Genomic DNA, 8,215 nt, shown 5'->3' with positions numbered 1-8,215 from the left:
CGCCATCAGCGCCCCGACCAGGATCCCTCAGCACCGTGATCCCCGCCATCCCCCCGCGTGGCGGGCGACCATGCACCGCTCTACGGCCACGCATGCCAGCATTCGGGGTTTCTGGAGGCGTCCAGCTGAAACTTCCTGTCATTCTGATGGTGATCATCGGCATTATTTGTTTGATCACAGGCTTTGATGGTGCAGCCTTTTCCCTGACATGGAGTGATGCGCTCCGGCTCAGGTCCTCCACGGCGGCGCCCGCACGACCGAGGGGGCCCGTCGCGCGATCCGGCATCGTCACGAGAGCCTGAGCGTCCTGGCTCGCCGCCATCGCGTGAGCCCGAAGACCATCGCCGAGTGGCGCGCGCGAGGAAATGTCCCAGGCCAGCGCAACGGGTCGGCGGTGCCGCGCTCCACCACTCTCTCCGTCGAGCATGAGGCGCTCGTCGTCACCTTCCGCCGCCACACCCTCCTGCCCGACAACCCGCTCTACGCCCTGCAGCGCGCCATGCAGCATCGGACGCGCTCGGCGTTTCATCGCTCCCCCCAAGCGCCGCGGGATCCCGCGCCTTCCCGAAACCGATGGCGACAACCTCGCCCGCAATCGCATCAAGGCCTGCCCGATCGGCGAGTTCCAGATCGATATTGCCGAGGTCAGGGCCGGGCAGGGCAAGCTCCAGCGCTTCGCGGCCATCGACCGCTCCTCGAAGCTCGCCTTTGCCCAACGGCACGCGCGTCAGCATGTGGCGCGATCAGCGTGCCACCCTCCTAGCGAAATTTACAGAATCACAAACACGAAGAGACCAATCGAGAGTCAATTTCTCCCTGGATAATACCAATTTGTAACGCGATTCCTTCGCAAGAAAATCGTACCGTCGGGAGGATTCATTAATCGCGTTCATAATAGCCAGGACGTGACAGATTATACCGGGCCGAAATTCAGAATTGTTACGAGGGATTTGCCAACCACCCTGGTACGAACAAATCCATCCATTTGAATTAAAGTTATACAAATATCCAAATACCGTGCTGCCCGAGCGACCCTTGAGAAGATGTATTTCACCAAGTTCTACGCCACGCTGAATCAGGTTATGATGAAAATTCAAAATTCTGCCATCTCGAAATGCCCCCAAACTTCCTCGCGCGCGCCAGGTTTCTTCATGAAGTCGCACCATTTCTTCGAACCACTCCAGCGCCTCCCCCACGCTCCCCGCCCGTTCCAGCCGCACCTCCCCCCGCGCCGCATAGGCCCGAAGCGACCGTCGGATCTGCTGGCGCGTATTCGCACTCAGCGTCGCGAGGTAATCCCCTCCCGCCGCGCGCACCGCATCCAAATCGACATACGGCGCGACGCGTTCCTGGCGACGCCAGGTAAGACCGCCCGCCGCCGCCGCCACCTCCGGCGGTACGCCGCTCAGCGTCATCCCCCAGTTCCATCCCGACCGCCAGGCCGCACGCATCATTCCCGGCAGCACCTCGGCCGGCGCGCCCTCGGCGATCAGCGGCGCGTTGTGCTCGATGAAGGGCGCATCCATGATGGGATCGCCGCTCTCGGACAGGTACAGCCGCCCGCGCCGTCGGTTGAACAGCGCCAGTCCGACCAGCACGCCATCCACCTCGGCGCGCACCACCACCGGGTTCGGGAAGCGCTCCTCCACCAGGCAGCCCATCCAGGTCCAGCCCTGGAAGAACGACGCCGACGGCGCCCGCGCCTCCAACGCCCGCCATGCCTCGCCCAGTTCGGCGAAGCATGAGACACTACCAGCCTCGATGCGGATCGACATGGGGCGAAGGCATCATGAACGGCGCTCCCAGGCAAATCCTTCGTGCAGCAGGCCCGCCGGGTGGCATGCCGTGGCCGACCTGACGCTGCGCGGCGCGCTGCCGCCGCTGCTCCTGCCGCCGCTGCTGCTAGTCCTGGTGGTCCTGGCCGGCGCGCTCATCGCGCCCTGGCGCCGGCGCACGGGCGCGCTGCTCGCCGGCGGCGCGGCGCTTGGCCTACTCGCGCTCGCAACGCCCATGGCAGCCGGCTGGCTGCGTGTCTCGCTCGAAGGCGACATCGCCGCGGCGGCGCCGGGCGCAGCGCCGGGCGCGATCATCGTCCTCGGCGCCGAGGTCGCACGCAGCAGGAGCGATGTCGATGTCGGTCCGCTCACCCTCGAGCGCCTTCGCGCGGCGGCCGCGCTGCACCGCGCGACCGGGCTGCCGCTGCTCGTCGCCGGCGGGCCGATCGCGCCCGGCGATCCGCCGCTCGCAGGGCTGATGGCGCGCAGCCTCGCCGAGGATTTCCGCGTTCCCGTCCGCTGGACCGAGGAGCAGTCCCGCACCACCGGCCAGAATGCGATCCTGTCCGCCGCGCTGCTGGCCGAGGCCGGCATAGGTGCGGCCTATGTCGTGACGCATGCCTGGCACCTGCCGCGCGCGATCGAGGAGTTTGCGCGCACCCCGCTCGCCGTGGTGCCGGCACCGGTGCGCCTCGATCGCCCGCCGCGTGGCATCGCCTCGGATTTCCTGCCGCGCGCCGATCGCCTCGCGGAGAGCTGGTGGGCCATCCGCGAATGGGCCGGGCGACTTGCGCTGCGGCTCGGCTGGTAGGCCGCGCGTGGAGCGTCTCGCGATCACGGAACACGCGCTGCCGGCGGCGTGCGAGCCGTTCCTCGCGCCGCCCGGCATCGGCGATGTCTTTTCCGGCCGTGCCTGGCTGGAGACGACGTTGCGCCACGCGCTGCCCGCCCGCGCGCAGCCGGAATTCCTGCTGGCCGGGCAGGGGGTGCTGCTGCCCCTGCTGCGGACCGGCCGGCGGATGGCGAGCCTGACCACCCCCTACAGCCTGGACTGGCGGCCGCTGGCGTTGCACGGGGCTGGACCGGACGCCCTGCACGCGGCGGGGCGCGAGTTGGGCGCCCAACTCCGCCTGTGCCCGCCCACGCGGATCGAGGCGCTGGACCCTGACGACCCGGCCACCGCCGCGCTGCTCGATGGCCTGCGTGCCGCGGGTCTGGTGCTGCTGCGCTTCGACCATTTCGGCCTCTGGCAGGAGGTGCTGCCGCCGGGCCTGGGCTGGGCCGCGTACCTCGCATCGCGCCCGCCGGCGCTGCGCAACACCATCGCGCGCAGGCTCGCGCGCGCGGCGGGTCGGCTCGACTTCACTCTGCTCGACCGGCCCGGGCCTGCGCTCGAGGACGGCATCGCCGCCTTCGCCGCGGTGCGCGCGCGCAGCTGGAAGCCGGACGAGCCCTTCCCGGAGTTTGACGGCGCGCTGATGCGCGCCCTCGCGCAGACCGGCGAGTTGCGCCTCGGCGTGCTGCGCGCGGGCAGCGTGCCGGTCGCCGCGCAATACTGGATCGTCTCGGGCGGATGGGCTTGCGTGCCGAAGCTGTTCCACGCCGAGGAGGCGCGCGCCGACTCCCCCGGCACGGTGCTCACGGCGCTGATGATCCGCCACCTGCTGGAGACCGACCGCGTCGGCACGCTCGACTTCGGGCGGGGGGACGACGCCTACAAGCGCCAATGGGTCGGCGCGCGGCGGCAGCGGATCGGCGTGCTCGCGCTCGACCCGCGCCACCCGGAGGGGCTCGCCGCCCTTCTGCGTCATGCCGCTGGCCACTTGCGTCGCGGCCTCTCCGGGGATGGGATGGCCAGGTGAGAATTCTCTACAGCCACCGGATCCAGTCGCATGACGGCCAGGGCGTACACCTGGACGCGCTCGTGGCCGCGCTGCGCGCCGCCGGGCACGAGGTGATGGTGGTCGGCCCGCCCGGCTATGCGCAGGCAGGCCTCGGCGGGCAGACCGCCGCCATCGCGCGGATCCGCCGTCTGCTGCCGGGTGCCGTCGGCGAAGTGGCGGAACTCGCCTACACGATCCCGGGGTATCTGCGCCTGGCGCGCGCGGCGCGGGCCTTCCGCCCGGACGTGATCTACGAACGCGCCAACCTGTTCTACCTGGCCGGCGCGCTGCTCGCGCGGCGCCTGCGCCTGCCCCTGCTGCTCGAGGTGAATTCGCCGCTCGCCGAGGAACGCGCGGCATTCGGCCGGCTGCGCCTGCGCCGCCTGGCCGGATGGGCGGAGCGCTTCGTCTGGCGCCGCGCGGACCGCGTGCTGCCGGTGACCGAGGTGCTGGCCGACATGGTCGCCGCCGCGGGCGTGCCACGCGAACTCATCGTGGTGGTGCCGAACGGCATCGACCTCGACGATTTTCCCGACGCGGGCGAGGCGACTGGCCGCGCGCCGGTCGTGCTCGGCTTCGTCGGCTTCGTGCGCGCCTGGCACGGGCTCGAAGGCGTGCTGCGCGCCATGGCGGCGGACGGCGATCCGCAGGTGGTGCTGCAGGTGGTGGGGGAGGGGCCGGCGCTTCCGGCGCTGAGGCAGCTGGCCGAGACGCTCGGCATCGCCGGGCGCGTCGCCTTCCTTGGCCTTGCGACGCGCGCGGAGGTGCCGCGGCTGATCGCCGGCTTTGACATTGCGCTGCAGCCCGCCGCGGTGGCCTATGCCTCGCCGCTGAAGATCTTCGAGTACATGGCGGCGGGGCGTGCCATTGTCGCGCCCGACCAGCCCAATATCCGCGAGGTGCTGGAACATGGGGAAACGGCGCTGCTGTTCCCGCCCGGGGATGCCGCGGCGCTCTGGGCCGCGGTGCGGCGGCTGGCGCAGGATGCCGCGCTGCGCCGACGCCTCGGCGCGGCGGCGCGCGCGGAGGTGGTCGCGCGGGAGCGGACCTGGGCGGGGAATGCGCAGCGAGTGGCAGCGATGGCGGGGGCGCTCCGGCGGCCCGGCGGCGAATGAGCGAGGTCGACGATGCGATCCAGGCGTGACAGGTCCCGCAATCGCCCTTGGGTCGGGCTTGCTGGCGTTCGAGAGCCCGCATGAGGCGCGTCTGCATCGTCGGCGCCGGTGTCATCGCTGCCACGCATGCCGAGGCCCTTTCGCGGCTACCGGGGATTAACCTCGCCGCGGTGGTGGACCCGGACGAAGGCGCGGCCGCCCGCCTTGCGGCGACGTGGCGCATCGGCCAGGTGTACCGCTCGGTGACCGAGGCGCTCGATCACGGTGCGATCGATGCCGCGCACATCCTGGTGCCCCCACCGCTCCACGCCGAGGTCGCGCGGCCATTCCTCGAGGCCGGCAAGGCAGTGCTGGTCGAGAAGCCGCTTGCCGTCACCACGGCGGCCTGCGAGATGCTCCGCGACACCGCGCAGACATGCGGCGCTGTCCTGGCCGTCAATCAGAACTTCCTGTTTCATCCCGCCTTTCTCCAGCTTCGGAAACAGTTGAGCGCCGGGCGGTTCGGTCCCCCGCGTTCGGTCGCCTGCACCTACGCCATGCCGCTGCGCCAGCTCGCCGCTCGGCAATTCGGGCATTGGATGTTCCATGCGCCCGGCAACATCCTGCTCGAGCAGGCGGTTCATCCGCTGTCTCAGATCCTGGCGCTTGCAGGGGCGGTGCGCGATATCCGCGCGATCGCAGAGCCGGCCCGGGAGATCTCGCCTGGCGTCGCCTTCCACGCCGGCGTGACCGCCAGCCTGGACTGCGTAAGCCTGCCGGCGCATCTCAGCTTCGCCGTTGGCCGGCAGTTTCCGGTCTGGCAGGTCGCCGTTGTCTGCGACGATGGCGTCATCACCGCGGACATGGTGACAAACAGGGTCTGGGGCCAGGGACGCACGCGCTGGGTGGAGCCGGTCGACAACCTTGCCTCGGGGCTTCGCACCGCCTCGGCGATGGTGGGCGCAAGCGTTCGCAACCTGGCGCGCTTCGGAGTCTCCACGCTGGGCCTGGCTGGGCGAAGCGACCCCTTCTTCCAGAGCATGCGCGGCAGCATCGCCGCATTTCACGCGGCCCTGTCCGGCGGTGCACCCTTTCCCGCCGATGCAGGCTTCGGCACGGCACTTGTGCAGGCATGCGAGAGGATCAGCGCGCAGGCCTTCGCACCGCCCCCGCCCGCTCGCCTGCCGCGGCCGGCACTCCTGGCCGTCGCGGGCAGCGATGTGGCGCTGATCGGCGGCACCGGGTTCATCGGCAGCGAAGTGGCCCGGCGTCTGATCGATGAGGGCAGGCGCGTCTCCGTCCTCGCGCGCAATGTCACCAACCTCCCGGCACCCTTCGACCGGCCGGAGGTCGAGCTGCACAGGGGCGACATGCGCGACCGCAGCGCCGTGGAACGTGCGATCGGATCGGCGCCCGTCGTCATAAACCTCGCCCATGGCGGTGGAGGCGGCAGTTTCGAGGCGATCCGCGCCGCCATGCTCGGCGGTGCCGAGGGCGTCGCCCAAGCCTGCATGGCGGCCTCCGTGCGGCGCATGATCCATGTCGGCTCGATCGCCTCGCTTTATTGCGGAGCGGAGGCCGGCACCATCACTGGCGCGACGCCGCCCGATCCCGAGGATGAACGCCGCGCCGACTACGCGCGGGCGAAGATCCTCTGCGACCGCCTGCTGATGGACCTGCATGCGCAGCGCGGCCTGCCGGTCGTGATCCTGCGCCCCGGCCTGGTCCTCGGGCCTGGCACCTCGCCATTCCACAGCGGTCTGGGCTTCTTCAACAACGAGCAGCACTGCATCGGCTGGAATGCGGGCCGCAATCCGCTGCCCTTCGTCCTTGTCCAGGACGTCGCGGCGGCGATCCTGCTGGCGGCATCCGCCGAGGGGATCGAGGGCCACTGCTACAACCTCGTGGGCGATGTCCGTCCCTCGGCACGCGAGTTCATCGCGCAGCTCGCGCAGGCGACAGGGCGGCCGCTGCGCTTTCATCCCAAGGCGCCCGACCTGCTGTTGCTGGAGGAGGGGGCGAAGTGGCTGCTGAAGCGGCTGGGGGGGCGACGCGGCCCGGCGCCCTCGCGCCGCGACCTGCTGTCGCGCGGGCTGCGCGCTCGGTTCGACTGCGACGACGCGAAGCGCGACCTGGGTTGGCGCCCGGTCGGGGATGCGCGCGAGTTCATGCGCCTTGCCCTGGGACATCCGGCGCTTGACTGAGCCCGCGCCACGCCACGTGCTGGCCGTGTTCTCGACCTTCGCGGTTGGTGGACCGCAGGTCCGTTTCTGCAGCCTCGTGGAAGCGCTCGGACCGGCCTGCCGCTACAGCATCATTTCCATGGACGGCGCGTTCGACTGCGCCGCGCGGCTTCCTCCGGCGACGCAAGTGGCCTTCCCCGCGCTGGCGCTCCGGAAGGGGGCGACGCTCTCCAACATCGTCTCATTCGCGCGCATGCTCCGCACCCTCCGCCCCGACGTGCTGCTGACCCACAACTGGGGCAGCATCGAATGGGCCATGGCGAACCACCTGGTCGGCTGCCGCCATGTCCACATCGAGGACGGCTTCGGGCCGGATGAGCAGGCGGCGCAGATCCCGCGCCGCGTGCTGCTGCGGCGCCTGTTCCTGCGCCGCGCCACGGTCGTCGTTCCCTCGCAGACGCTGCGGGCCATCGCCATCCGCGACTGGCGTCTGCCCGAGCGGCGGCTGCGCTACATCCCGAACGGCATCGACCTCGACGCCTTCGCGCGCGTTCCGGTTCCTGCGCCGCGCCCCGAGGCGACAATCTGCACCGTCGCCGCCCTGCGCGCGGAGAAGAACATCGCCCGCCTTCTGAAGGCCTTCGCGATGCTGCCTGCGGAGCTGGAGGCGAGGCTTGTGGTGGCGGGGGATGGTGCGGAACGCGCCGGGCTCGAAGCCCTCGCCGCCACGCTCGGCCTGCGCGAACGCGTCGAATTCCTCGGTCAGCGTGGCGACGTGCCGAAAGTCCTGGCCGGCGCCAGCGTCTTCGCGCTCTCCTCCGATACGGAACAGATGCCGCTCTCGGTGCTGGAGGCGATGGCCACCGGCCTTCCCGTCGCCTCGACCGACGTGGGCGACGTGCGCAGCATTCTCGCGCCGGAGAACGCGCCCTTCGTGGTGCCGCGCGACGACGCGGCGCTGTCGCGCGCGATCGCCGCGCTTCTCGTGGACGCGGAACTGCGCCGTCACATCGGCACGGCGAACCGCCGCCGCGCCGAGGAATGCTTCGGCGAGCAGGCGATGTTCGAAGCCTATCGCGAGGTCCTGTTCGGCGCAGGCTGAGCGACCGCTTGAGAGTGCCGGCAGCAGCCCGCTCCTCCACCCCAGCATCCTTAGATGTTTGGTCCCGGGCTTTGGTGGTGCAGTCTTCTCCCTGGCATGGAGGGATGCGCTATGGGGCAGGTTCTTCACGGCTGCGCCCGCACGACAGAGGCGGTCCGTCGCGCGATCCAGCATAGTC

7 protein-coding genes are annotated in these 8,215 nt (G+C 70.4%); 5 read left to right on the top strand and 2 right to left on the bottom strand.

Going from position 1 to position 8,215, the window contains the following annotated elements; translation table 11 throughout:
• Positions 1–440: 440 nt before the first annotated feature.
• Positions 441–734: a hypothetical protein gene (locus HW578_RS19445; protein ID WP_198372370.1), complete on the bottom strand. Its 294-nt coding sequence runs from the start codon at positions 732–734 to the stop codon at positions 441–443.
• 9 nt (positions 735–743) lie between these two features.
• Entirely contained in the window at positions 744–1,775 is a 1,032-nt protein-coding gene (locus HW578_RS19440; RefSeq protein ID WP_198372369.1) for a GNAT family N-acetyltransferase, read from the bottom strand.
• Positions 1,776–1,845: 70 nt separating this feature from the next.
• Between HW578_RS19440 and HW578_RS19435 the strand changes: the two genes are divergently transcribed.
• The 5 genes from HW578_RS19435 (at position 1,846) to HW578_RS19415 (ending at position 8,037) form a co-directional block, all read left to right on the top strand.
• Positions 1,846–2,586, top strand: coding sequence for a YdcF family protein (locus tag HW578_RS19435; RefSeq protein ID WP_198372368.1), 741 nt, complete (start codon positions 1,846–1,848; stop codon positions 2,584–2,586).
• A gap of 7 nt (positions 2,587–2,593) precedes the next feature.
• Positions 2,594–3,637: a GNAT family N-acetyltransferase gene (locus HW578_RS19430; RefSeq protein WP_198372367.1), complete on the top strand. Its 1,044-nt coding sequence runs from the start codon at positions 2,594–2,596 to the stop codon at positions 3,635–3,637.
• The gene (locus tag HW578_RS19425) at positions 3,634–4,773 is read left to right on the top strand and encodes a glycosyltransferase (protein ID WP_198372366.1); all 1,140 of its coding nucleotides are present in this window, start codon (positions 3,634–3,636) and stop codon (positions 4,771–4,773) included. Before HW578_RS19430 ends, HW578_RS19425 begins: the two co-directional genes overlap by 4 nt.
• Positions 4,774–4,853: 80 nt before the next feature.
• Entirely contained in the window at positions 4,854–6,956 is a 2,103-nt protein-coding gene (locus HW578_RS19420) for an NAD-dependent epimerase/dehydratase family protein (RefSeq protein WP_198372365.1), read from the top strand.
• Complete coding sequence (locus HW578_RS19415; protein WP_198372364.1) at positions 6,949–8,037, top strand: glycosyltransferase family 4 protein; 1,089 nt, start codon at positions 6,949–6,951, stop codon at positions 8,035–8,037. Before HW578_RS19420 ends, HW578_RS19415 begins: the two co-directional genes overlap by 8 nt.
• Positions 8,038–8,215 lie beyond the last annotated feature (178 nt).

Source organism: Roseomonas rosulenta, assembly GCF_016106005.1.
Taxonomy (GTDB): Bacteria; Pseudomonadota; Alphaproteobacteria; order Acetobacterales; family Acetobacteraceae; genus Neoroseomonas; species Neoroseomonas rosulenta.
The sequence above is the reverse complement of the archived record's forward strand: the minus strand, read 5'-3'. Positions and strand labels throughout refer to the sequence as shown.

Bases quoted from the DNA above. Each gene is read 5' to 3' on its own strand.
- HW578_RS19420 (WP_198372365.1), top strand. From the start codon at position 4,854: ATGAGGCGCGTCTGCATCGTCGGCGCCGGTGTCATCGCTGCCACGCAT.
- HW578_RS19440 (WP_198372369.1), bottom strand. From the start codon at position 1,775: ATGTCGATCCGCATCGAGGCTGGTAGTGTCTCATGCTTCGCCGAACTG.
- HW578_RS19445 (WP_198372370.1), bottom strand. From the start codon at position 734: ATGCTGACGCGCGTGCCGTTGGGCAAAGGCGAGCTTCGAGGAGCGGTC.